A 23,316-nucleotide genomic window follows, 5' to 3' on the forward strand; every position below is an offset into this window, starting at 1 on the left:
CCAAATTCCAACATTAAAAATTGGGCTTTAGAATTTTACTTGCATTTTTTAGTTTCCGATTACTACTTTAGGGAAACGAATAATTTTGTCTCCTAATTTGTATCCTTTTTCAATAACATCAACAATTTTCCCTTTTAATTTTTCAGACGGAGCTGGAATTTGGGTAATTGCCTCAGCAAAATCAGCATTAAAAGCATCTCCTGCTTTTACGTCAACTTGCTCTAAACCTTTAGTTACTAAAGTGCTTTTTAGTTTTTCATGAATCAATTCAACACCTTTAGTTAAATTTTCATCTTCAGATTTGTTGATTTCTACCATTGCTCTGTCAAAATCATCTAAAACAGGAAGCATTGCTAACAAAACTTCTTGATTTGCAGTTTTAAACAAGTCAATGCGCTCTTTTGAAGTTCTTTTTTTGTAATTTTCAAATTCGGCAAATAATCTCAAAAACTTATCTTTTTCCTTTGCCAAGTCTTGAGCTAATTGCTCTTCAACACTTAATTCTTCAACAATTAACTGCTCACCGTTGGCATTGTTCTCTAACGTTACATCATCTAATTCCTGATCGAATTCTGTATTTTCCGTAGTCATATTACTTTTATTTTTAAAAATATTCTTAAACTTCATTTTTATTTCTTTCTGTTGGATTGCAAAAGTACTGCCAAATCTTATAAAATGTCAAATTGTCACTTTATTAATTATGAGAGTTTTAAAAACCGAAAATAGGCAATAAAAATTTATTATAATTTTAAGACTATTACGATTTAGTTTGTCGTATCTTTGGTATCCAAATTGGGAACAAAAATTTATTACCTATCAAAATTGAATTTAAGGGTTGGCTAAGGCCTCTAAATAATTATTAATTCAAGTTTACCTTATATTAAAAAAAGCTTCGCCTACAGAGACGAAGCTTTTTTTTTATGCTTTTTTATCTTGAAAAATAGCGCAAAGAACGCTAAGTTTTTTTACTCTTAAACTTTTTTAAAAAAGGCAAAGTTCGAAAAGCTTTGTATTGATTTAGCTTTGCGAACTTTATGTTTTTAAGTATTTTTGGCAAAAACCTTTGTGCTCTTTGCGGTAAAAAATATTGCACGGGCGGAGGGATTCGAACCCCCATCAACGGTTTTGGAGACCGCTATTCTACCCTTGAACTACGCCCGTAACTTGTAACTTAAGGTCGGCAAATTAAAAGTTTTTTTTCTTTACCAGCAACTATTTCACATAGAGATTTAAAAAGAAAATCCTTTAAATCTCGGCAATCTGAGGCAAAAACCTTCGTTCCAAATAGTTAACTAAAAAAGTTTTTTTTTCTATTCGTTGAAATCTATTTGCTTGTTACTAAAAAATTTTATTTCACGCAGATTTAAAAAAGATTTAGGCAGATTGAAGCAGATTATTTAATATAAAAATCAAATTAAATCTGCTAAAATCTGCCTAATCTGCGTGAAAAAAATCCTTTTAATCTATATAATCTGTGGCAAAAAAAACTCCGCCCTAAGACAGTTTAACTTAACAAAGCTTTTTTCAATCCTTCGAAATCAACTGAAATCTGCTCGCCTGTCACTAAATTCTTTAAGGCGTAAGAGTTTGATGCAATTTCCTGATCGCCTGCAATTACTGCAAACGGAATCAAGCGTTTATCTGCATATTGAAACTGTTTCCCAACTTTTACATTATCCGGATACAATTCTACTTTTATATTTTCTTGTCTTAATTTCTGAATGGCTTTTGATGCATACAAAGCTTCTTTATCTCCGTAATTGATAAATATTGCTTTTGAAGTCGCTGCAACAGTTTCCGGAAACAATTGTAATTCTTCTAAAACTAAATAAATTCGGTCCAATCCAAAAGAGATTCCGACACCGCTCATATTTTTCAAACCAAAAATACCCGTTAAATCGTCGTATCTTCCGCCACCGCCAATAGAACCCATTGAAACCGTTTTTGGAGCTCCAACTTCAAAAATAGCTCCGGTATAATAATTTAATCCACGTGCCAAAGTCACATCAAGATCTAAAATTGCGCTTGACAATCCTAAAACTGCAACATTGTCACATATAAATTTCAATTCTTCAACACCTTTCATTCCTTCTTCTGATGAAGCTAATAATTCTGAAAGCTGCTTAATTTTATCTGCAAAAGTTCCAGTAAAACTAAAAAGCGGCTGTACTTTTACCAACGCTGTTTCAGGAATACCTTTTTCGATCATTTCTTTCTTTACACCGTCTTCTCCAATTTTATCTAATTTATCAAGAGCAACTGTAAAATCAATTAATTTATCTGAAGCACCAATAACTTCAGCGATTCCAGATAAAATTTTTCTGTTATTAATTTTGATTGTTACGCCTTCTAAACCTAAAGATGTAAAAACAGTATCGTACAACTGAACCAATTCTACTTCCTGCCAAAGTGAAGTTGACCCCACAACATCGGCATCACATTGATAGAATTCTCTGTAGCGTCCTCTTTGTGGTCTGTCAGCTCTCCAAACTGGTTGAATCTGGTATCTTTTAAAAGGAAATTCAATTTCGTTTTGGTGTTGTACAACGTATCTTGCAAACGGAACTGTTAAGTCGTAACGCAATGCTTTTTCTGAAATTCTTCCTGTAAATTTATTCAGTTCAATTCTTTGGCTTAAATCAATAGTTTCGGCAGAATTAACTTGCAGTGATTCTATAGATTCCGGTAATTCAATTTTATTTTTATTGAAGAAAAAGTTTCCTGAATTCAGGATTTTAAAAATCAAACGATCTCCTTCTTCTCCATATTTCCCCATCAAAGTATCTGAGTTTTCAAACGAGGGAGTTTCTATCGGCTGAAAACCAAATTTTTCAAAATTAGTTTTTATCGTTTGAATAATATATTGACGTTTTGACACCTCGGCAGGCGAAAAATCTCTTGTCCCTTGTGGAATGCTTGGTTTTGAAGCCATCTTTTTTTATTTTAGATTGTTGATTTTAGATTTTAGATTTCTTTGAGATCTAAAACCTAAACCTTTAAAATTATTTTATTTTTAGATTTTTTGATTGTTGGTTTTACACTTTCGACTTTATGGCTTTCCAACTTTCGATTTAATTTAAAATCGACTGCAAATATCTTACTTTTTAAAATAAATAATAGCGGTTCGAAAACAAACTTGTAACAAAAACCGTATTTTCGTGACAAATTGGTCATGATGCTAAAATTATTTAAAGAAAATATCCGAATTGCTTTTGGTTCTATCAAAACTCAATTACTGCGAACCATTCTTACCGTTTTAATTATTGCTATCGGAATTACCGCTTTGGTTGGAATTTTAACTGTTGTAACGGCACTTGAAAACACGGTTTCGACCAATTTTGCTTCGATGGGAGCGAATACTTTTAACATCAATCAATATGAAAATACAGTTCGTAACCGCGGCGGAAACGAACGTGAAATCATAAATCCAATTATTTCTTATCCTGAAGCGGTTGCTTTTAAAAACAAATACAAATATCCTTTTACCGAAACTTCTCTTTCATTTACAGCAACTTCAAAAGCAGAAGTAAAATATTTAGACACCAAAACAGATCCTGAAATTACAGTTGTAGGCGTTGATGAACATTTTATTTCAAACTCCGGTTTAGAAACTACTTTAGGACGCTCTTTTAATCAGTTTGATATTGACAACAATACGTATTCCTGCGTTGTGGGTTCTGATTTTGAAAAAGGTTTATTGAAAGATGTGAACCCAATTGATAAAATAATTTCGATTCGCGGTGCACGTTTTAAAGTCATTGGCGTTTTAAAAGAAAAAGGTTCAACATTTGGAAACAGTCAGGATTTACGCGTTTTGATTCCTATTCAGGTGGCGCGTTCATTATTTACGGCTCCAAATATTAACTACACGATAAGTATTATGGTTTCTAAAAAAGAACTTCTAGACCAAGCTGTTGATAATGCGACAAGTACGATGCGAAGAGTTCGAAAATTAAGTCCGGTTCGGGATAATAACTTTGGAATTGGCCGAAGCGATGACTTGATCAACAGAATTTTAGGAATTACACAATATTTAGGCTGGGCTGCCTGGATTATTTCTGTTATCACTATTCTAGGTTCGTCAATTGCTTTAATGAATATTATGATTGTTTCGGTTACTGAACGCACGCGAGAAATTGGCGTTCGTAAAGCATTGGGTGCGACAAAGGTTACAATTTCAGTTCAGTTTTTTATTGAAACTTTATTGATTGGTCAAATCGGAGGTTTGATTGGGATTATATTAGGAATTGTTGTTGGCGGTGCATTTGCCGGAATAATGGATTTTGCTTTTGTAATTCCATGGAAAGCGATATTTGCTGCTTTTGCAACCAGTTTTATTGTTGCTATTGTTTCCGGTTTATATCCTGCAATTAAAGCTTCGAAATTAGATCCAATTGAGGCTTTGCGTTACGAGTAATCTTCACGTTTCCTGCAAGGTTTCCAAAACCTTGTAGGTATTATTTTCATCGTCTATATAATTTAAACCTACAAGGTTTTGGAAACCTTGCAGGAATCTGAAATAGTTTTCATAAGTTTTCTTTTTTCAACTCCTATTATATCAAAATCAAAATAATCCTCGAACTCAATTATTTCATGAGGCTGCTCATTTGGAATTCTATCTACTGTCTCACCATCAAATGTTGTAGTTTCAGCAAATAGATCATCTACAATTAAAATACAGTTTTGATGTAAATAAAAAAAAGGAAAATCTAAGGAGTAATCAATTATATTTCTTTTCAATCTTCTGTTTTTCAAATCAATTATTCCCCATTGATAAATGAATCTGAAGAAAATTAAATTTACATTTTTGAAATAAACAAAGTTAAAATCGTCTAATTTCAAATTATTTTCATTGAGAAAAATTTTTGCAGTAATGTTATATTCTGGTTTTTCTTCAAACTCAAAATCAACATAGGAAATCTTTAAAATCTGAAGAATTGTCAGAAGGAATTTCGATATCAAATCTTTCAGATCTTTGATGTGCATTAAAATTCCTAATTTGTAATTTCATTTTTTTTCTATTGAATAAAATACCTACAAGGTTTTGGAAACCTTGCAGGAAATCATGCGGTCGTTATCATAAATATCTTTACGAAGATCGATGTTTATAAAATCCATTTTACCTAGCAAATCGATCATTTCTTTTCCTAAATATTGATTGATTTCAAAATACAATTGTCCGTTTTCCAAGAGATTATTATGTGCCAAAGAGGCTATTTTTCTATAAAAAACCAACGCATCATTATCATCTACAAATAATGCCAGATGCGGTTCGTAATCGAGAACATTTTTCTTTATTTCTTCTTTTTCAAGATTTCGCACATAAGGCGGATTTGAAACAATTACGTCAAACTGACATTTCAATTCTTGTGTTTCTAAAATATCCTGAAACATAAAAGTAACATCTACTTTATTTCTGTTTGCATTTCGTTTTGCCGTTTCTATTGCTTTTTTTGAAACATCAATAGCATATACATCTGCATTTGGCAGATTTTTAGCCAGTGAAATAGCAATGCATCCGCTTCCGGTTCCGATATCAAGAATTTTTAGTTTTTTCGTTTTGTCGAGCGGTTTATTTTCGTTAATAATCCATTCGACCAATTCTTCCGTTTCCGGTCTGGGAATCAAAACATTTTCGTTTACTTCAAATTCTAAACCGTAAAAACTGGTTTTACCTAATAAATACTGAATTGGAACTTCTCTTTTCAGCTGTGCTAATAATAAATCCCAAACAGCAAAATCAGACTCAGAAAAAAATAATTCGTGATTTAAAGCTAAATCTATTTGACGCAGTTTATGTTTATCTTCTAGAATTAAATAGAAAAAACTTTCTGCTTCGTACGCATCGTACAAAGGAGATAACTCTTTAATAAACTGAGTACGATATTGTTTGATTTTCATTGCGTTTATTGCGTATTATTTTTCAGCCAAAGCTAATTATTCTTCATATAAGTATTTTACAAAATCAATTTATTAATTAGTTCTGCAAATCTTTCAACATCCATACTGGGCAAGAATTATGCCCGGTACACCCCATTGGCGCATCTAAATATTCAAAACCTGATTTTCTATATAATTTTTGTGCCGCGTGCATAAACGGCATTGTTTCTATGTAACATTTTTCAAAACCAAAATTCTTTGCTTCATTTAGACATTCATCCATCATTTTACTTCCAATTCCTAATCCGCGGACTTCTGGTAAAAAATACATTTTTTGCAATTCACAAATTTTTGAATCTCCATTTTCTAATGGCGCAATTCCGGCACAGCCTAAAATTTCGCCTTCACTTTCAACTACAAAATAGACGGATTGCGGTTTATTGTATTCTTCAAACATTAAATCTAAATATGGGTCTTCATAAGCGGTTCCCACTTTTGGAATCTCCATTTCGTCAAAAACGGATCGTATTAATTTCGCAACTGCCTGATTGTCTTCTTTTTTAATTTTTCTGATAACCCAATTTCTCATTTTTATTTTTTCACTTGTATCTACAAAAATAAAAATACTTTTCCGATAGTTTCATAACATTTTGTTTTGTTTCACAACAATAATTGCAATATTAGACTCAAAACTCAAAAATAATTACTTTTGCAGGGTGAAAATACATGAGAAATATATCAAACGATGCATTGAACTTGCTAAAAATGGTTTTGGAACAACTTATCCAAACCCCATGGTAGGCAGTGTAATTGTTTATGAAGATAAAATTATTGGTGAAGGCTGGCACAAAAAAGCCGGAGAACCACACGCCGAAGTAAATGCGGTTCGATTTGTAAAAGATAAATCGCTATTAAAAAAAGCAACAATTTATGTTAGTTTAGAACCTTGCTCTCATTTTGGGAAAACGCCGCCTTGCTGTGATTTAATTATTGCAAACGAAATCCCGAATGTGGTTGTGGGAACGGTTGATCCAAATGAAAAAGTAGCCGGAAGAGGAATTAAAAAACTCGTTGAAGCAGGAGTAAATGTAACCATGGGCATTTTAGAAGACCAATGTAACGAACTCAACAAGCGCTTTTTTACTTTTCATCAAAAAAAGAGACCTTATATTATATTAAAGTGGGCAGAAAGTCAGGACGGATTTTTAGCTCCCGAAAAAGCAGAAGATCAGGAACGCAAACCGATTTGGATAACTAACAAATATTCCAGACAATTGGTTCATAAATGGCGAAGTGAAGAACAGGCTATTTTAGCCGGGACACAGACGGTTGTTGATGATAATCCGAAATTAAATGTTCGTGATTGGTCAGGAAACAATCCGGTTCGGGTGATTTTAGATCAAAACAACCGAATTTCAAAAGATAGTTTTGTTTTTGATGAGAGTGTAAAAACGATTATATTTTCGAAATGGGAGGAGAATGTTTCGACAGAAAACACGATTTTTGAAAAGATTGATTTCAATGAAAACCTGATTGAGAATATTTTATCTGTTTTATATCAGCATCAAATTCAATCTATAATTATTGAAGGCGGAAGACAAACTTTGCAGTCTTTTATAGATCAGAATATTTGGGATGAAGCAAGAATTTTTGTTGGAAAAAATACTTTTGAAAAAGGCACAAAAGCACCAAAACTTCAAAAGAAAAATGCCATTAAAACTTATATTCAAAACGACGAATTAATATACATAAGAAATAATGATTGATACGATAATTTTTGACTTTGGAGATATCTTCATCAATTTAGACAAACAAGGAACGATTTCAGGATTGCAAAATTTAGGTTTGACAGAATGGAACGCTGAACTTGACCGCTTGAATTTATTGTATGAAACGGGAGATGTTTCGTATGATGATTTTATAGGCGGATTTCAAAAACAGCTTCCTAATGCTTCTATTGAAGAAATCCTGAAAGCCTGGAATGCGGTTTTAGCTGATTTTCCTTCTTATCGATTGGATTTCTTAAAAGAGCTTTCAAAAAAATATCGTTTGTTTTTATTAAGTAATACGGATGCTATTCATATTGCTACTTTTGAAAAAACGGTTGGTATTCCTTTTTATACTGATTTCTACAATTGTTTTGAGAAAGTTCATTTCTCTTTTGAAATTAGAAAACGAAAACCAAATGCGGAGTCGTTTCAACATTTAATTGACGAGCATAATTTAATTCCTGAGCAAACGTTATTTGTTGATGATAAAAAAGATAACACAGATGCTGCTGCTGCTTTAGGTCTTCATGTATGGAATTTACAAGTTGGGCAGGAAGATGTTGTTGATTTGTTTGATAAAAACATACTATAATATTTTTAGGAGTCCTATAAAATATTTTGCCACAGATTAAAAAGATTAAAAGGATTTCTTTGTTTGAGGTAAAATCTGTGTGAATCCTTTTAATCTGTGGCTAAAAAAACAATTTAGAATATTAGATTTGGAATATAACGATACGTATCAAACCATTGCCAGTGCATCTGAAGAAGTTCTTTTTAAGGAAAAAGGGAGTAAATTCTTTGGCTATGCATTTCCTATAGAAAATGAGGATGAAGTAAAACCTATTATTGAGGACTTAAGAAAACTCCATCCGCATGCTGTTCATTATTGTTACGCTTATCAATTGGGGACGGCTCCAAAAATTTCGTATCGGGCTAATGATGATGGAGAACCAAGTAATACTGCCGGTGCACCTATATATGGACAAATACAATCTTTTGGCGTAACCAATATCCTTATAGTTGTGGTTCGTATTTTTGGCGGTACAAAATTAGGAGTTGGCGGCCTGATCGCTGCTTATCGAACAACGGCACAAATGACATTAGAAGTTTGCGAAATTGTTGAAAAAACAATTGATGTTCAGTTTTTAATTTCTTTTGATTATAAAAACATGAACAAAGTAATGCGTGTTATAAAAGAAAAAAAGCTTGACATAATTTCTCAGGAAATGGAAATCGATGAAGATTCGGGACTACCAATTGGCAAAATAATGACTAAAACACGAAAAAAAAATGCCGAATCTATATTCGACATTTTTGATTTAATGTTTGAAATCGATATTAAAATTGTGTAATTTAGTATAAAAACATCCTTCGTTTTAACAATTACGTTAGCGTTTTAAACAATTCCAAAATATAATCTGGAGGGGCAGTTGGACGACCTGTTTTTAACGAAATAAATACTAAAATAAACACTGCGGTTGTTAATAACTCATTTGCTTCATTATAGATTTCGCAGTCGAATTCGATCTTAACAGATGACTGACTTTTGAATGTTGTATGAATTGTTAAAAGCTCATCATAACGGGCTGATTTTTTATAGTTGATCTGCATCGAAACAATTGGAAGCCCAATTCCGCTTTCTTCCATACTTGCATACGAAATCCCTTTATTTCTAAGCCATTCCACGCGTCCAATTTCAAAATAAGGCACATAATTTCCGTGATAAACAACCCCCATTTGGTCAGTTTCGGAGTAACGAACACGCACTTGCGTTTGATGATTTTTCATTATTTATACATTAAAAAATTTAAACTTACTGAAGTTCTCTTACAACATTTTTTTATAAAATTAGATACCAAAATATTTTTTTTTACAGAAATTTGTTCACATATTTGTTATCCTGAAAAACGGAAAAATTTTGCTCCTATTTTACAGGAGAATCTTTATCAATAATAAAAAAATTTATTTGAATCTATGACTAAAACTGCTCAATCGGTATGGGAAAACTGTTTGTCTTTTATAAAGGACAATATTCAAGATCAGGCATACAAAACTTGGTTTGAACCAATCAAATCAGTTGAGCTAACCGACAACGCGTTATATATTCAAGTACCAAGTAAATTTTTCTACGAATGGCTCGAAGAGCATTACGTAAAATTATTGAAAGTTGCACTTACCAAAGAACTGGGAAAAAACGCAAAGTTACTCTATAAAATTAAAATGGAGAACACTTATGGAAATAAACAGCCGTTTACCGAGCAGCTGCCAAGTTCTAACAGAGTTCCTATGAAACCGCAAGAAGTTGACGCTCCGTTTAAAAACTTAAATCCTGAACTTAAGAATCCGTTTGTAATTCCTGGTATCAGAAATTTAAAAATTGAATCTCAGTTAAACCCTAATTACAGTTTTGATAATTTCCTTGAAGGAGATTCAAACCGTTTAGCTCGTTCTGCAGGTATGGCTGTTGCCAACAAACCTGGAGGAACTTCATTTAATCCGTTATTGATTTTTGGAGGAGTTGGTTTAGGAAAAACACACTTAGCGCATGCTATTGGTGTTGAAGTAAAAGACAAATATCCTGAAAAAACGGTTTTATATATTTCTGCCGAAATTTTCACACAACAATATATTGATTCGGTTAAAAAGAATAATCGTAACGATTTCATTCACTTTTACCAATTAATCGACGTTTTAATTATTGATGATGTTCAGTTTTTATCTGGAAAATCAGGAACTCAGGACGTATTTTTCCACATTTTTAACTATTTGCACCAAAACGGAAAGCAGGTAATTTTAACATCTGACAAAGCTCCTGTAGACATGCAGGATATTGAACAGCGTTTGTTATCTCGTTTCAAATGGGGATTGTCTGCAGAATTGCACCAGCCTGATTACGAAACCCGTATCTCGATCTTAAAAAACATTTTATATCGCGATGGTGTTGATATGCCAGAAGATATTTTAGAATATGTTGCACGGAATATCAAGTCTAACGTAAGAGAATTAGAAGGTGCTATTATCTCGTTAATCGCTCAGTCTTCTTTCAACAAAAAAGAAGTTACGATTGAATTAGCGAAAAGTGTAGTTGAGAAATTTGTTAAAAACGTAAAGAGAGAAATCTCTATTGATTATATCCAAAAAATTGTGTCTGATTATTTTCAGCTGGATATTGAAACACTTCAATCTAAAACCAGAAAAAGACACGTTGTTCAGGCAAGACAATTGGCTATGTTTTTTGCAAAGAAATTCACAAAAGCATCTTTGGCAAACATTGGTTCACAAATTGGAGACCGCGATCACGCTACCGTTTTACATGCTTGTAAAACCGTTGATAATTTAGTTTCAACAGACAAACAATTCAAAAAATTTGTCGAAGACATCAACAAAAAACTAACGCTATAAACGCGAATCATGCCAGTAAAAGTTTTAATGGTTTGTTTAGGAAATATCTGCAGATCTCCTTTAGCAGAAGGAATTTTAGCATCAAAATTACCTAAAGACAAATTTATTGTTGATTCTGCCGGAACAGGATCATGGCATATTGGCCACGCCCCAGACAAACGTTCGATTGCTGTCGCTCAAAAAAACGGTTTATGTATTGACGGTCAAAAAGGAAGACAATTTAAAGCTTCTGATTTTGACGAATTCGATTATATCTACGTTATGGACAGTTCTAATTTGCGTGATGTTCTTCATCTTGCTAAAACTCCTGAACATAAAAACAAAGTTCGTCTTATTCTGAACGAATTATTTCCAGACGAAAATGTAGATGTTCCAGATCCATATTATGGAGTCGCTAACGGATTTGATAATGTATATCAAATGCTAGACGAAGTCTCTGAAATAATTGCCCAAAAACTTATCGAAAAACATTCATAATTAAATTTGTATTTCAATTATACCTTAATATATAATTGAAATACATTTTTTGTTTTAATTTATAAAATATCTCAAAATGAAACTTCTAGGAAAACTTTATCTAATTCCAACCACAATGGGCGAAAGCGATCCGATGGATGTTTTACCACAAACCGTAAGAAGAGCAATAGAACTTATTGACCATTATATTGTTGAAAATGATAAAACAGCCAGAAAATCTATAAAAGCAGTTTATCCAGAAAAGAAGCAGTCTGAATTGTTACTTTTTACCCTAAATAAAAGAACAGAACCAAGCGAACATTTAGATTTTATAAAACCTTTGTTAGAAGGAAAAAATATGGGATTAATGAGCGAAGCCGGATGTCCGGGCGTTGCTGATCCCGGCGCTGTAATTGTAAAATTGGCACATGAAAAAGGAATTCAGGTTGTGCCTTTAGTCGGCCCTTCTTCTATCCTATTGGCTATGATGGCTTCTGGAATGAACGGTCAGAGTTTTACTTTCAATGGCTATTTACCAATTGATAAAGACGAAAAAAAATCGGCATTGAGACATTTTGAGAAATTATCTCAGGATAAAAACCAGTCACAGATTTTTATTGAAACGCCTTATAGAAATAATAAATTAGTTGAAGATATTTTGCAAATTGTAAATCCGTCAACTCATTTATGTATTGCGACTGATATTACGCTGCCAACAGAATTTATTAAAACAATGAAAATTTCGGATTGGAAAAAATTAAAAGTAGATTTACATAATCGACCGACGATTTTTATTATTCATAAAATGTAAACTAACTTTAAAACCATCATGATGAAAAAGTTTCTTCTTTTAATTTTAATTTGTTTTGTACAAAATACATTTGCTCAAACTCCAAAAACAAAAACTGACGATATTCTCACAATTGACGAACCTACTGATAAAGCTTACCCAGAAGGCGACGTTCCTAATGATGATTATAGCGTTTACAATACTGCTGGAATAGATATCAAACCTGATTTCCCGGGAGGAATGATTGAATTCAATAAATTTGTTGAGAAGAATTTTAAAATTCCTGCAAGTAATCCAGAATTAAAAGGAAAGGTTTATGTCACTTTTGTCATAGAAAAAGATGGTTCATTAAGCGATATTAGAATATTGAGAGATATTGGCTTCGAAACAGGAAGGGAAGCAATTCGTGTTTTAAAAATGTCTCCTAAATGGAGTCCTGGAAAACAAAACAATAAAAACGTTAGAGTTCTTTATTCTGCACCTATGTATGTAAATAGTTCTCCAAAATAATTACTCCAAGTTTTCCCAAATCAAACTTCAACATGAGTAAACTCCCAAACGTAACCACAAGCATTTTTACGGTAATGTCAAAAATGGCAGCCGAATATAATGCGATAAATCTTTCACAGGGATTTCCAAATTTTCCTGTTGATGAAAGATTAACGGATATTGTTGCTCGATTATCAAAGGAAAATGTACACCAATATACTCCAATGGCAGGTTATCCGCCATTGATGAATAAAATTGCAAAGCTGATTCAGGATTCTTATAAAAGAACAATCAATCCTGATTTAGAACTTTTGGTTACGGCCGGCGCAACGCAGGGAATTTTTACTTCAATTTTAGCTTTGGTAAAAGAAAATGACGAAGTAATTATTCTCGATCCAAGTTATGATTCTTACGAATCTCCTGTTTTACTTTGCAAAGCAAAACCAGTTCGTGTGGCTCTAAACGACGATTACACGCCCAATTGGGAAACAATCGAAAAAGCCTGTTCGGATAAAAGCAGAATGATTATCATCAATAATCCGCATAATCCAACAGGAAAAATATTAAATGAAGCTGATTTTCTTCAGCTTGAAAAAATACTTTCAAAATATCCTGATCTTATAGTTTTATCTGATGAAGTTTATGAATACATTACTTTCGAAGAAAAACATATTTCGGCACATACCAAAAGCTTTCTTTTAGACCGATGTATTGTGGTTTCTTCTTTCGGGAAATCATTTCATATTACAGGCTGGAAAATTGGCTACACCATTGCTCCCGAATATTTAATGAAGGAAATCAAAAAAGTGCACCAATTTTTAGTTTTCAGTGTCAATAGTATTTCACAATTTGCGATCAGCGAATATTTAGATGTTGTTGATGTAAATTTACTTGGAAAATTCTATCAGGAAAAAAGAGATTACTTTCAAAAACTTCTCAAAAACAGCAAATTTCAATTAAAACCATGCGAAGGAACTTATTTTCAGGTTGCTTCTTATGCTAATATTTCAGATGAAGATGATGTTACATTCTGCAAAAACCTAATCATCAATCACGGCGTTGCTGCAATTCCTATTTCAACTTTTTACTCTGATCATAAAGATCAAAAATTAATACGTTTTTGCTTTGCCAAAGACGATTTGACTTTAGAATCTGCCGCAAAAAAACTATGTGATATATAAAGTTTATCAAAATTTTATAACAATATTATGCGTGCATCCTATTTTTTTAATTAATATTGTAAAAAAAGAAAAGTATGAGCTATACAGATAAAATGTTACGTGACGACGCTTTAAAAGGGAAAGTCATTGTAGTTACAGGCGGCGGAAGCGGTTTAGGAAAAGCAATGACTAAATATTTTCTTGAATTAGGCGCACAAGTTGCGATAACTTCAAGAGATTTAGAAAAGCTGAAAACCACTGCAGCCGAACTTGAAAGTGAAACTGGCGGAAAATGTTTACCGCTTCAATGTGACGTTCGTCATTATGAAGAAGTAGAAAATATGCTTCAGGAAACTTTAAAAGTTTTTGGAAAAGTAGATGTTCTTTTGAACAATGCAGCCGGAAATTTTATTTCTCCCACAGAACGTTTATCTGCAAATGCATTTGATACTGTTATAGATATCGTACTTAAAGGTTCTAAAAACTGTACGCTTGCTTTTGGAAAACACTGGATTGATACGAAACAAACATCGGCAACGATTTTAAATATTGTAACAACTTATGCCTGGACGGGTTCTGCTTATGTGGTGCCAAGTGCGACTGCAAAAGCTGGAGTTTTAGCCATGACAAGAAGTCTTGCTGTAGAATGGGCAAAATACGGAATTCGTTCTAATGCGATTGCTCCGGGACCATTCCCTACTAAAGGGGCTTGGGACAGATTATTACCGGGAGATCTTTCTGAAAAGTTTGATATGGCAAAAAAAGTGCCTTTGAAACGTGTTGGAGATCATCAGGAATTAGCCAATTTAGCAGCATATTTAGTGTCTGATTTTTCAGCTTATGTAAATGGTGATGTAATTACGATTGACGGCGGCGAATGGTTAAAAGGCGCAGGACAATTCAATTTATTAGAAGCAATTCCAGAAGAACTTTGGGATCAGCTTGAAATGATGATTAAAGCAAAGAAGAACAAATAATTACAAGTGCTTACTAAATTCAGAATATTTTTTTAAACTATACTGATTGCACCAAATCCCGAAGGTTTACTTTCGGGATTTTTTATTTTTTCACCATATAAGTGATATAAGTTCAGTTAAGTATTGTTTTACTTAAATATTTTGCTGCTTAAATTTACTTACATTACTTATATGGTTAAATTACATTATATGTTTAGCAATTCAGTTAAATTATTATTTTTGCCAAACAAATATCAAACAAAAATTTTATGCTCATTATTGGAATTGCAGGAGGAACAGGAAGTGGAAAAACAACGGTAGTACACCAAATCATGAATGAATTACCAGACACTGAAGTAGGTGTAATTTCTCAGGATTCGTACTATAAACAAACCGATAATTTATCATTTGACGAAAGAGCCTTAATTAATTTTGATCATCCGCGTGCAATCGATTTTGAATTATTGGTAAGACATCTTAAAGCTTTAAAAGCGGGAGAAACTATCGATCAGCCGGTTTATTCTTTTATTCAGCATAACAGAACCGACGATACGGTTTCAACACATCCAAGAAAAGTTATGATTGTTGAAGGCATTTTAATTTTGACAAATCCGGAATTGCGTGAACTTTTTGATATCAAAATTTTCGTTCATGCAGATTCTGATGAAAGATTAATTCGTCGTTTAAAAAGAGATATTTCAGAACGCGGACGTGATATCGACGAGGTTTTAAACCGTTATCAAAACACGTTAAAGCCTATGCATGAGCAATTTATCGAGCCTTCAAAAGCATTTGCAGATATTATTATCCCAAATGATAAATACAATACTGTAGCAATTGATGTAGTTCGCGCTGTAATTAATCAGAGAATTTCATAATTTTTATCGTAAATTTAAACCATAATAATTAGGAGCTGATTCCCGCTTTCGCCTTTATCTTTTTATGGTATAGTTAAAGAAACGAAACCATAAAAAGGATACCGGCTCTATCGGGGCTAAAAAGACCAATCGAATTCAAAAGAAATAACAGGTTTATAAAAAATGAAAATAAAAAATCCATATAAAGACAAAAAGTGGTTCAAATATCTAGGCAATAAATATGTCTGGGTTTTGCTGTTTTTTGTAATCTGGATGTTATTTTTAGACAATTACTCCTATTTTGATCATCGCTTTTTAGACGGACAGATTAATGAATTGCAAGACAATAAAAAATATTATCAGGAAGAAATAAAGAAAGATCAGGAACAGATCAAACAACTTAAAAATCCTGAACAAATAGAAAAATATGCTCGCGAAAAGTACTTTATGAAAAAAGACAGCGAAGATATTTACATCATCCAGTTTGAAGGAGATACCATTCAAGATAAAGAATAAACACAAAAAACACTAAATGGCCACTAACCTATTCGACGATTTTAATCCGATTTCATCCAAACAATGGAAACAAAAAATTCAGTTTGAATTAGATGGAGCCGATTATAACCAAACCGTAATTTGGAGTTCTCCAGAAGATATTCAGGTAAAACCTTTTTATCACAGCGACGAATTTACCAAAAGTGCTGCTGTTCACACTCAGGCTTCAGAATTTAAAATCTGTCAAAACATATTTGTTCATGATGTTGAAAAATCTATCAGCAGAGCAATAAATACGATTGAAAGAGGTGCCGAAAGTTTACGTTTTACGATCCAGAACGAAAATACCGACATTCAAAAATTATTAGAAAATCTTCCTTTAGAAAATAGAACTGTTTATTTTCATTTGAGTTTTCTCTCAATCGATTTCGTAAAAAAACTGGATGCTATTTCTGCTCAAAAAAACGCAACATTTTATTGCAATTTAGATCCAATTGGACAATTAGCCCGCGACGGAAACTGGTTTACAACATCGGATAAAAATAATTTTGAAACGCTTGAAAAAATTTCAAACCAAACCAAACTTCCATTTCTTAGTGTAGATTTAGGTTTGTATCAAAATTCAGGAGCTAATATCACCCAGCAAATTGCCTACAGTTTAGCGCATGCCAATGAATATTTAAACCGTTTCTCAACTTCAACAAAACCAATCGTTTTTGAAATAGCTGTTGGAACTAATTACTTTTTTGAAATTGCAAAACTTCGTGCCTTGCGAATGCTTTTCAAATTAATAGCTACGGAATACAATCCTGATATAGACTGTCATTTTTTAGTTACGCCAACCAAACGAAATAAAACCATTTACGATTATAATGTCAATATGCTTCGTACTACAACCGAGTGTATGTCGGCAATTTTAGGCGGAGCCGATGCTGTTGCTAATTTACCTTACGATGCTTTATATCATAAAGACAACGAGTTTGGAGATAGAATTGCCAGAAATCAGCTTTTAGTTTTAAAACACGAAAGTTATTTTGACAAAGTCGATAATCCGGCTGACGGAAGTTATTATATTGAAAGTTTAACGATGCAATTGGCAGAAAAAAGTTTAAACTTATTTAAAGATATTGAAGCTGATGGAGGTTTTCTGAAACTTTTGAACGACGGAACGATCAAAAAGAAAATTCAGGAAAGTGCCGCTAAAGAACAGGAATTATTCGATTCTAAAAAAGAAGTTTTATTAGGCACCAATAAATATCCGAACAAAGAAGACAGAATGAAACATGATTTAGAGTTGTTTCCTTTTGTAAAAATCAAACCAAGAAAAACATTAATTACACCAATTATAGAAAAAAGATTAGCTGAAAAGCTGGAACAAGAAAGACTTGAACAAGAATAAAATGGGATTTTATTTTATTGTTTTTTGGATATTATCATTAATTATGATAGTTACTTGTTTAATTTTTTTGATAATCGGGATTACATATAAAAACTATAAAAAGATTTTTATTGGAATTACAGCCATGGCGCTAGGAATATTGTTTTATTATTTACCTTATTATATAGTAATGAATGATATGATTAATTTACTTAAAAATCTTCGTTAGTCATCCAATTTAAAATGAGAAAAGACCTTAAACATATAAAGTTAGAAGTTAAAAGTTATGAGTTAAATGAACAAATTCATAACTCAAAACCCATAACTCATAACTTCACAACCGCCGAAGGCATTGAACTCAAAAAAAGCTATTCTGAAAAAGATATAGAGGATTTAGAGTTTCTGGATTTCGGAGCTGGATTTACGCCCAATTTACGCGGACCTTACGCTACAATGTACGTTCGTCGTCCTTGGACGATTCGTCAGTATGCCGGATTTTCGACTGCAGAAGAAAGTAATGCTTTTTACAGAAGAAATCTTGCCGCGGGTCAAAAAGGACTTTCAATAGCTTTTGATTTACCAACACATCGCGGTTACGACTCAGATCATGAAAGAGTTGTTGGCGATGTTGGGAAAGCTGGAGTTGCTATTGATTCTGTCGAAGATATGAAAGTATTATTTGATCAAATTCCGCTTGATGAAATGTCGGTTTCCATGACTATGAACGGTGCCGTTTTACCCATTATGGCATTTTATATTGTGGCAGCAGAAGAACAAGGCGTTGAATTGAACAAACTTTCGGGAACTATTCAAAATGATATATTGAAGGAATTCATGGTGCGTAATACTTATATTTATCCGCCAACACCTTCAATGAAAATCATTGCCGATATATTTGAATTTACGAGCAAAAAAATGCCGAAGTTCAATTCTATCTCAATTTCAGGATATCATATGCAGGAAGCCGGAGCAACAGCTGATATTGAGTTGGCTTATACATTAGCAGATGGTTTAGAATATATTCGAACTGGATTATCGACTGGAATGACAATTGATGAATTTGCTCCACGCTTGTCTTTCTTTTGGGCAATTGGAATGAATCATTTTATGGAAATTGCTAAGATGAGAGCTGGCCGAATGATTTGGGCAAAACTATTACAGCAATTCAACCCAAAAAGCGATAAATCATTAGCCTTAAGAACGCATTGCCAAACCAGCGGCTGGAGTTTAACAGAACAAGATCCGTTTAATAATGTAGCCCGAACTTGTATTGAAGCTACTGCAGCAGCATTTGGCGGAACACAGTCTTTGCACACCAACGCACTCGATGAAGCAATTGCTTTGCCAACTGACTTTTCGGCGAGAATTGCACGAAATACACAAATTTATTTACAGGAAGAAACTAAAATTACCAAAACAGTTGATCCATGGGGCGGTAGTTATTATGTAGAATCTTTAACGAATGAGATTTTAGAAAATACCTGGAAATTAATTGAAGAGGTTGAAGAACTGGGCGGCATGACAAAAGCGATTGAAGCCGGAATTCCGAAACTTCGAATTGAAGAAGCGGCTGCGAGAAAACAAGCTCGAATTGACAGCGGACAGGATATTATTGTTGGTGTAAATAAATTTAGGTTAGAAAAAGAAGATCCACTGCATATTTTAGATGTTGACAACCAAATGGTTCGTAAACAGCAAATAGAGCAGCTTGAAGATATTAAAGCAAAAAGAGATACTAAAAAAGTAAATCAATCACTGGAAAAATTAATTCATTGTGCTAAAACCGGAGACGGAAACTTATTAGAAATCGCTGTTGAAGCTGCCAGAAACAGAGCAACACTAGGCGAAATAAGTGATGCTCTTGAAACTATTTTCGGAAGGTTTAAAGCGCAAATTAAATCATTTAGCGGTGTGTATAGTGCAGCAATAAAGAACGACGAGAGTTTTGAAAAAGCAAAACAATTAGCAGATGCTTTTGCAAAACAAGAAGGAAGACGCCCAAGAATTATGATTGCCAAAATGGGACAAGATGGTCATGATCGCGGTGCAAAAGTTGTAGCAACCGGTTATGCCGATGTAGGTTTTGATGTTGATATAGGCCCATTATTTCAAACTCCGGCTGAAGCAGCAAAACAGGCTGTAGAAAATGATGTTCATATTTTAGGCGTTTCATCACTTGCTGCAGGACATAAAACATTGGTTCCTCAAGTTATTGAAGAGCTTAAAAAACACGATCGCGAAGATATTATGGTAATTGTGGGCGGTGTGATTCCTGCTCAGGACTATCAATTTTTATTTGATGCAGGCGCTGCAGCTGTATTTGGTCCAGGAACTAAAATAAGTGAAGCGGCTATTAAAATTTTAGAAATCTTAATTGACTAAAAATATTCAAAAAAAAATCCCGAATTATGATTCGGGATTTTTTTTAGTTTTTAATCGTTTATTGTCGCATTACTGTCTGCTTCAATAAAAGAAAGGTCATAGCCGGCAAAATCTCGCATATAGCTTTTTAAAGAAGTTCCGAAAGCATCTCTAAAATGCCTGTTTCCTCCATGTTTAAAAAAGTTTTTTACTGATCCTGCACCTCCTAGATGCGCAGCTGCTAAAATACCAGATTCTGTAATTTCGACACCATTAATCACTTTTCCTTCGTACTTTTCGATTTCATTACGTAAAATCCATTTGTTTTTGGATAATAACGCAACAAAAGCTTTTTCTTGTAATGCCGGATCTGTTAAGAAGTCTTTTTCATTTCTGACTCCAATGGCGCGTAATGCTTTTGAACCAAATTGATATTTTCCCATGTAACCCAGTGAATTTACCATTCGGTATTTTCCCTGTGATTCTTTGAAAGCTACTGCTTCTTTAAAACCGATAAGATGATTTCCAGTGTATGGGACGTTTAGATTTACTTTAGGATAATCATCCTTTTCTAAAGATGGAAAAATGTATTCTGATCCATCTGTTTTTTCTGTTAGAAACCAGGGTTTGGTTTCGACACTAAAGGGTTTAAAACCCAAACTCAAAAATGTAATAATAACGATTAAACTCGCATAAAAATACCACTTCTTTATCATAAATTGTTTTTCTTCAAAACGCTGTCACCTTTTTGAAATTTCTACGGTGCAAAGGTAATGAAAAACAAAAAAATCTGATATTCAGCAGTTTAACAGAAATTAAAAATAGAGCGCATGTGCTTTAAAGCCTTTATTGGCGGAGTATTCGAGAGTTGGCGCCGGAATTTTTATTGTGTTAAAAACAGAAAAAATAGTTTTCAAAAAATGCGATTTTGTGTCAATTTTAGCTAAATTTACATCAAATGAAAGAAAAAACTTACGGTATCTTTCTGGATTTTCGACCGAAATTGGAATATCGTCCTGAACATTTCCGGAAATCATTCCTTCGGCTCCATATCCAAAAGCAACATTCAGCCACTTCGGAATTTTGCTCTCTTTTGCAAAAGAATGAACATTGACAGAAAGCCAATAAGTTTGTCCGTTATAATCTTTTAAAAACTGCTCATTTAATGATTTCCCTAAAAGATTCGGGCGCATACTTGCATATTGCGTGGTATGAAATGAAAATTTTGGAATAATACGCTGTTCTTTCCACAATAATTCCTGAGAAACATACAAACCTGTTCCGGTAGCATTCGCAATAATATCACCCGGAGAAGCTCCCCATTCTGATGAATATCCGTCTAAAACTTCAACTGCAGTTAAAAAGGCAAAGCCTAAACCTGCCCCATAAATTAATTGTTTTTTTTGAGTTGCACCGCTCCAGTTCAGCATTTCAGCACCAAATCTTCCTAAATGATAAGCAGAATACATATGTCCCACTTTATCCATTTGAAGCCATTCATTGTTATCATTTATAAAATGAAACTTTGATCTTGGATAATCGGCATACCAAATTTGATTTAAACCCAGTAAAGTAGCCGAAGCCAAAGCAGTCTCAGTTACTATTACTGTGTTTTGTCTTTTTTTATTTAAGGTATCCGATGGAGTTAAAAAGCTTTCAATCTTACTTTGAGAAAAAGATTGAAAGCTTAATATAAATAAAACCGATAATAAAAGGTATTCTTTTAAATTCAAAACTATCTTGTTACGCCTTGACTAGCAATCCAGTCTGAATATTTTTTTGCATTTTTTGTGTGCTCTACATAATTTGAAGCAAATTCATGGTAACCAAAACGATCAACGCTTGCACAAAAATAGATGTAATCGTTTTTCTCTGGATTTAAAACTGCTTCTAGTGCTGTAATATCTGCCATAGCAATTGGTCCGGGAGGAAGCCCGATATTAACGTAAGTATTATATGGAGATCTCATAACCAAATCATTATAAAAAACTCTTTTTATAACCTGATCAAAATTATTGTCTCTTAATTTTAAAGCATAAATAACGGTTGGATCTGCCTGCAATGGCATTTCTAAACGTAAACGGTTTAAGTAAACACCCGCAATACGAGGTCTTTCGTCTTTTTTAACTGATTCTTTGTGAACAATAGAAGCCAAAATAGAAACCTGAACCGGAGTTAGACCTTGTTTTTTTGCTTCTTCAATTCTTTTATCTGTCCAAAAATTATGGTATTCCTTGATCATTTTATCACGGAATTTTTCTGCAGATGTGTTCCAATATACTTCGTATGTATTTGGAATAAACATAGCAAAAACATTTTCTTCATTAAATCCGTTGTCTGATAAAAATTTAGGATCTCTAAAAGCTTTCAATAAAGATAAACTGTCGGCTTCGATTTCAGAACCAACTCTTCCTGCAAAATTCTCCAGACGTTCCTGATTGTTAAAAGCTAATTTAACCGGAACATTTGAACGCATTGCACGAACTAAGTCAATGTTATTCATGTCTTTTTTCAAAAGAAAACGTCCTGATTTTACATTTTCAGGATAACTTCTTTTACTGGCAACCAGTTCAAAATTGTCAAAGTTTTTGATATATGGTTCTAATATTTTTTTTACATCAGTATAATTTGCTCCGGTTGGAACGTAAACGTAAACTTCTTTTTCTTCAAATTTTGTATTAGCACTAAAAATTTGGCTGATTAAAATAAAACCGTAAATCAGTAGGACAGAAATTACGGCTACGGCAGCTAGAGTGATTATTTTTTTTAATTTCAAAGCTATTAGTTTAAATGTTTTTATTGATTAACTGAAAGATTGCTTCGTCTTGATAGTGGTTATTTAGCAAAATCCAGTCTTTTTTAATTCCTATTTTCTCAAAACCAAATTTAGTAAAAAGAGCTATACTTGCTTCATTATTTGTACTAATATTTGCATAAAGCTGATGCAGATTTAAATTAAAAAAAGAATATTTAATTAGAAGTTCTAATGCCTCAGAACCAATATTTTGTCTTCTGTTTTTATTTTTTTGAATGACAATACCAACTCCTGCCCTGTTATTTCTTGGATCAAATTCAAATAAATCGATCAATCCAATCGCCGGAAAATCTTCGTCCTGACAAATTGCCAAGCGTAATTGTTTGGCTTCATAAATATCCTGTTGTGCATTTTCAAGATATTGACGAATCAAAAACCGACTATATGGCGTATTGGTATTGCTGACTTCCCAAATGCTTTGATCATTTTCCATCGAATGCACAAACCCTAAATCTTCAGGTTCAAGTGCACGCAGATAAATGGTTTTGCCTTTGAGTGTGATCATTTT

Annotated in this window: 24 protein-coding genes and 1 tRNA gene; 14 read left to right on the top strand and 11 right to left on the bottom strand. The window is 33.1% G+C overall.

Annotated elements, in window-relative coordinates:
- Positions 1-48: 48 nt before the first annotated feature.
- The 3 genes from APR43_RS22090 to hisS all read right to left on the bottom strand — a co-directional run bounded on the left by APR43_RS22090 (position 49) and on the right by hisS (position 2,932).
- Positions 49-627, bottom strand: coding sequence for a nucleotide exchange factor GrpE (locus tag APR43_RS22090; protein WP_053474046.1), 579 nt, complete (start codon positions 625-627; stop codon positions 49-51).
- A 463-nt stretch (positions 628-1,090) separates the two neighbouring features.
- Positions 1,091-1,161: transfer RNA gene (locus APR43_RS22095), tRNA-Trp, on the bottom strand.
- Positions 1,162-1,504: 343 nt separating this feature from the next.
- The gene (hisS, locus tag APR43_RS22100) at positions 1,505-2,932 is read right to left on the bottom strand and encodes a histidine--tRNA ligase (RefSeq protein WP_053474047.1); all 1,428 of its coding nucleotides are present in this window, start codon (positions 2,930-2,932) and stop codon (positions 1,505-1,507) included.
- A 240-nt stretch (positions 2,933-3,172) separates the two neighbouring features.
- Here hisS and APR43_RS22110 point away from each other — a divergent pair, with 240 nt between their 5' ends.
- Positions 3,173-4,417 (top strand): ABC transporter permease, encoded by a 1,245-nt coding sequence (locus tag APR43_RS22110; RefSeq protein ID WP_053474049.1) that lies wholly within the window; start codon positions 3,173-3,175, stop codon positions 4,415-4,417.
- A gap of 68 nt (positions 4,418-4,485) precedes the next feature.
- Here APR43_RS22110 and APR43_RS22115 read toward each other — a convergent pair whose 3' ends face one another.
- The 3 genes from APR43_RS22115 to APR43_RS22125 form a co-directional block, all read right to left on the bottom strand.
- Positions 4,486-4,986 carry a hypothetical protein gene (locus APR43_RS22115; RefSeq protein ID WP_053474050.1) on the bottom strand — a complete coding sequence of 167 codons (501 nt, stop codon included), beginning with the start codon at positions 4,984-4,986 and terminating at the stop codon, positions 4,486-4,488.
- Positions 4,987-5,034: 48 nt separating this feature from the next.
- Positions 5,035-5,901: a peptide chain release factor N(5)-glutamine methyltransferase gene (gene prmC, locus APR43_RS22120; RefSeq protein ID WP_053474051.1), complete on the bottom strand. Its 867-nt coding sequence runs from the start codon at positions 5,899-5,901 to the stop codon at positions 5,035-5,037.
- Positions 5,902-5,977: 76 nt separating this feature from the next.
- Positions 5,978-6,469, bottom strand: a complete 492-nt coding sequence (locus tag APR43_RS22125) for a GNAT family N-acetyltransferase (protein ID WP_053474052.1) — start codon at positions 6,467-6,469, stop codon at positions 5,978-5,980.
- 127 nt (positions 6,470-6,596) lie between these two features.
- Between APR43_RS22125 and ribD the strand changes: the two genes are divergently transcribed.
- The 3 genes from ribD (at position 6,597) to APR43_RS22140 (ending at position 9,001) form a co-directional block, all read left to right on the top strand.
- Positions 6,597-7,646, top strand: coding sequence for a bifunctional diaminohydroxyphosphoribosylaminopyrimidine deaminase/5-amino-6-(5-phosphoribosylamino)uracil reductase RibD (gene ribD / locus APR43_RS22130; protein ID WP_053474053.1), 1,050 nt, complete (start codon positions 6,597-6,599; stop codon positions 7,644-7,646).
- The gene (locus APR43_RS22135; protein WP_053474054.1) at positions 7,639-8,241 is read left to right on the top strand and encodes an HAD-IA family hydrolase; all 603 of its coding nucleotides are present in this window, start codon (positions 7,639-7,641) and stop codon (positions 8,239-8,241) included. Before ribD ends, APR43_RS22135 begins: the two co-directional genes overlap by 8 nt.
- Before the next feature lie 127 nt (positions 8,242-8,368).
- Positions 8,369-9,001, top strand: a complete 633-nt coding sequence (locus APR43_RS22140; protein ID WP_053474078.1) for an IMPACT family protein — start codon at positions 8,369-8,371, stop codon at positions 8,999-9,001.
- A 31-nt stretch (positions 9,002-9,032) separates the two neighbouring features.
- Here APR43_RS22140 and APR43_RS22145 read toward each other — a convergent pair whose 3' ends face one another.
- Complete coding sequence (locus APR43_RS22145; RefSeq protein WP_053474055.1) at positions 9,033-9,437, bottom strand: acyl-CoA thioesterase; 405 nt, start codon at positions 9,435-9,437, stop codon at positions 9,033-9,035.
- A 186-nt stretch (positions 9,438-9,623) separates the two neighbouring features.
- Between APR43_RS22145 and dnaA the strand changes: the two genes are divergently transcribed.
- The 10 genes from dnaA (at position 9,624) to scpA (ending at position 20,014) form a co-directional block, all read left to right on the top strand.
- Positions 9,624-11,051 carry a chromosomal replication initiator protein DnaA gene (gene dnaA, locus APR43_RS22150; RefSeq protein ID WP_011921525.1) on the top strand — a complete coding sequence of 476 codons (1,428 nt, stop codon included), beginning with the start codon at positions 9,624-9,626 and terminating at the stop codon, positions 11,049-11,051.
- A gap of 9 nt (positions 11,052-11,060) precedes the next feature.
- Positions 11,061-11,528: a low molecular weight protein-tyrosine-phosphatase gene (locus APR43_RS22155; RefSeq protein ID WP_053474056.1), complete on the top strand. Its 468-nt coding sequence runs from the start codon at positions 11,061-11,063 to the stop codon at positions 11,526-11,528.
- A 76-nt stretch (positions 11,529-11,604) separates the two neighbouring features.
- On the top strand, positions 11,605-12,318 hold the full coding sequence (locus APR43_RS22160; protein WP_053474057.1) for an SAM-dependent methyltransferase: 714 nt from the start codon (positions 11,605-11,607) through the stop codon (positions 12,316-12,318).
- Positions 12,319-12,336: 18 nt separating this feature from the next.
- Positions 12,337-12,807, top strand: coding sequence for an energy transducer TonB (locus tag APR43_RS22165; RefSeq protein ID WP_082356481.1), 471 nt, complete (start codon positions 12,337-12,339; stop codon positions 12,805-12,807).
- A gap of 32 nt (positions 12,808-12,839) precedes the next feature.
- The gene (locus tag APR43_RS22170) at positions 12,840-13,967 is read left to right on the top strand and encodes a methionine aminotransferase (RefSeq protein ID WP_053474059.1); all 1,128 of its coding nucleotides are present in this window, start codon (positions 12,840-12,842) and stop codon (positions 13,965-13,967) included.
- A 74-nt stretch (positions 13,968-14,041) separates the two neighbouring features.
- Positions 14,042-14,923, top strand: coding sequence for an SDR family oxidoreductase (locus APR43_RS22175; protein WP_053474060.1), 882 nt, complete (start codon positions 14,042-14,044; stop codon positions 14,921-14,923).
- A 248-nt stretch (positions 14,924-15,171) separates the two neighbouring features.
- Positions 15,172-15,780, top strand: coding sequence for a uridine kinase (gene udk, locus APR43_RS22180; protein ID WP_053474061.1), 609 nt, complete (start codon positions 15,172-15,174; stop codon positions 15,778-15,780).
- Positions 15,781-15,942: 162 nt separating this feature from the next.
- Complete coding sequence (locus APR43_RS22185) at positions 15,943-16,275, top strand: FtsB family cell division protein (protein ID WP_053474062.1); 333 nt, start codon at positions 15,943-15,945, stop codon at positions 16,273-16,275.
- 16 nt (positions 16,276-16,291) lie between these two features.
- On the top strand, positions 16,292-17,653 hold the full coding sequence (locus APR43_RS22190) for a methylmalonyl-CoA mutase subunit beta (RefSeq protein WP_053474063.1): 1,362 nt from the start codon (positions 16,292-16,294) through the stop codon (positions 17,651-17,653).
- Positions 17,654-17,875: 222 nt separating this feature from the next.
- A complete protein-coding gene (gene scpA / locus APR43_RS22200; protein ID WP_053474065.1) occupies positions 17,876-20,014 on the top strand; it encodes a methylmalonyl-CoA mutase in 2,139 nt (712 codons plus the stop codon).
- A gap of 50 nt (positions 20,015-20,064) precedes the next feature.
- Here scpA and APR43_RS22205 read toward each other — a convergent pair whose 3' ends face one another.
- The 4 genes from APR43_RS22205 to APR43_RS22220 form a co-directional block, all read right to left on the bottom strand.
- Positions 20,065-20,709, bottom strand: coding sequence for a hypothetical protein (locus APR43_RS22205; RefSeq protein WP_053474066.1), 645 nt, complete (start codon positions 20,707-20,709; stop codon positions 20,065-20,067).
- Positions 20,710-20,808: 99 nt separating this feature from the next.
- Complete coding sequence (locus APR43_RS22210; RefSeq protein WP_053474067.1) at positions 20,809-21,726, bottom strand: DUF2279 domain-containing protein; 918 nt, start codon at positions 21,724-21,726, stop codon at positions 20,809-20,811.
- Positions 21,727-21,728: 2 nt separating this feature from the next.
- Positions 21,729-22,769 carry an endolytic transglycosylase MltG gene (gene mltG / locus APR43_RS22215; protein ID WP_053474068.1) on the bottom strand — a complete coding sequence of 347 codons (1,041 nt, stop codon included), beginning with the start codon at positions 22,767-22,769 and terminating at the stop codon, positions 21,729-21,731.
- A 10-nt stretch (positions 22,770-22,779) separates the two neighbouring features.
- On the bottom strand, positions 22,780-23,313 hold the full coding sequence (locus APR43_RS22220) for a GNAT family N-acetyltransferase (protein ID WP_053474069.1): 534 nt from the start codon (positions 23,311-23,313) through the stop codon (positions 22,780-22,782).
- Between the last annotated feature and the right edge of the window lie 3 nt (positions 23,314-23,316).

The sequence above is a fragment of the Flavobacterium sp. NLM genome (assembly GCF_002210235.1).
GTDB classification, from domain to species: Bacteria; Bacteroidota; Bacteroidia; order Flavobacteriales; family Flavobacteriaceae; genus Flavobacterium; species Flavobacterium panici.

Excerpts from the sequence above, each read along its gene's own strand:
- APR43_RS22090 (WP_053474046.1), bottom strand. The coding sequence starts at position 627 with ATGAAGTTTAAGAATATTTTTAAAAATAAAAGTAATATGACTACGGAA.
- APR43_RS22185 (WP_053474062.1), top strand. The coding sequence starts at position 15,943 with ATGAAAATAAAAAATCCATATAAAGACAAAAAGTGGTTCAAATATCTA.
- APR43_RS22190 (WP_053474063.1), top strand. The coding sequence starts at position 16,292 with ATGGCCACTAACCTATTCGACGATTTTAATCCGATTTCATCCAAACAA.
- APR43_RS22155 (WP_053474056.1), top strand. The coding sequence starts at position 11,061 with ATGCCAGTAAAAGTTTTAATGGTTTGTTTAGGAAATATCTGCAGATCT.
- APR43_RS22115 (WP_053474050.1), bottom strand. The coding sequence starts at position 4,986 with ATGCACATCAAAGATCTGAAAGATTTGATATCGAAATTCCTTCTGACA.
- APR43_RS22145 (WP_053474055.1), bottom strand. The coding sequence starts at position 9,437 with ATGAAAAATCATCAAACGCAAGTGCGTGTTCGTTACTCCGAAACTGAC.
- APR43_RS22135 (WP_053474054.1), top strand. The coding sequence starts at position 7,639 with ATGATTGATACGATAATTTTTGACTTTGGAGATATCTTCATCAATTTA.
- hisS (WP_053474047.1), bottom strand. The coding sequence starts at position 2,932 with ATGGCTTCAAAACCAAGCATTCCACAAGGGACAAGAGATTTTTCGCCT.
- APR43_RS22170 (WP_053474059.1), top strand. The coding sequence starts at position 12,840 with ATGAGTAAACTCCCAAACGTAACCACAAGCATTTTTACGGTAATGTCA.
- prmC (WP_053474051.1), bottom strand. The coding sequence starts at position 5,901 with ATGAAAATCAAACAATATCGTACTCAGTTTATTAAAGAGTTATCTCCT.
- APR43_RS22205 (WP_053474066.1), bottom strand. The coding sequence starts at position 20,709 with ATGATAAAGAAGTGGTATTTTTATGCGAGTTTAATCGTTATTATTACA.
- APR43_RS22125 (WP_053474052.1), bottom strand. The coding sequence starts at position 6,469 with ATGAGAAATTGGGTTATCAGAAAAATTAAAAAAGAAGACAATCAGGCA.
- APR43_RS22220 (WP_053474069.1), bottom strand. The coding sequence starts at position 23,313 with ATGATCACACTCAAAGGCAAAACCATTTATCTGCGTGCACTTGAACCT.
- APR43_RS22110 (WP_053474049.1), top strand. The coding sequence starts at position 3,173 with ATGATGCTAAAATTATTTAAAGAAAATATCCGAATTGCTTTTGGTTCT.
- APR43_RS22165 (WP_082356481.1), top strand. The coding sequence starts at position 12,337 with ATGATGAAAAAGTTTCTTCTTTTAATTTTAATTTGTTTTGTACAAAAT.
- APR43_RS22160 (WP_053474057.1), top strand. The coding sequence starts at position 11,605 with ATGAAACTTCTAGGAAAACTTTATCTAATTCCAACCACAATGGGCGAA.
- scpA (WP_053474065.1), top strand. The coding sequence starts at position 17,876 with ATGAGAAAAGACCTTAAACATATAAAGTTAGAAGTTAAAAGTTATGAG.
- udk (WP_053474061.1), top strand. The coding sequence starts at position 15,172 with ATGCTCATTATTGGAATTGCAGGAGGAACAGGAAGTGGAAAAACAACG.
- APR43_RS22175 (WP_053474060.1), top strand. The coding sequence starts at position 14,042 with ATGAGCTATACAGATAAAATGTTACGTGACGACGCTTTAAAAGGGAAA.
- dnaA (WP_011921525.1), top strand. The coding sequence starts at position 9,624 with ATGACTAAAACTGCTCAATCGGTATGGGAAAACTGTTTGTCTTTTATA.